The following is a 312-nucleotide window of genomic DNA, read 5'->3' on the forward strand; positions in this document are numbered from 1 at the left end:
CCTCGCCCGGAGCCAAGGCCAAAGACCGCGGCTCTTTGGGAACCTGACACAGGCCGCCCATGTTTTTGGGCACGAAAGGGTCATCATGATCGAACACAACATCCGCCGCGATGGGCGCACAGCATCAAGCAACCGAAGATCGCAAGGGCGGCCAAAAGGAACGCAGCGCTCCAAGCAGAAGCCGGTCCTTGCGACCCTTTTGCTCAGCGCGATTCTTGCCCTGGCACTTACCGCCTGCAGCAACGCCTCGTCGGCAGACGCCGAAACCAACTCCGGCACTTCCACTGAAGAGCAAACGCCCCTTGCGGACAC

At 61.2% G+C, this 312-nt stretch carries 1 protein-coding gene; it reads left to right on the plus strand.

Annotation, left to right across the window (positions count from 1 at the left end; all coding sequences use genetic code 11):
• Positions 1–85 precede the first annotated feature (85 nt).
• Positions 86–312, plus strand: a 227-nt coding sequence (locus tag PZH32_RS12425) for a hypothetical protein (RefSeq protein ID WP_275208553.1), incomplete at its 3' end; no start/stop codon positions are given.

It is taken from the genome of Adlercreutzia equolifaciens (assembly GCF_029076695.1).
Lineage (GTDB): Bacteria > Actinomycetota > Coriobacteriia > Coriobacteriales > Eggerthellaceae > Adlercreutzia > Adlercreutzia equolifaciens_A.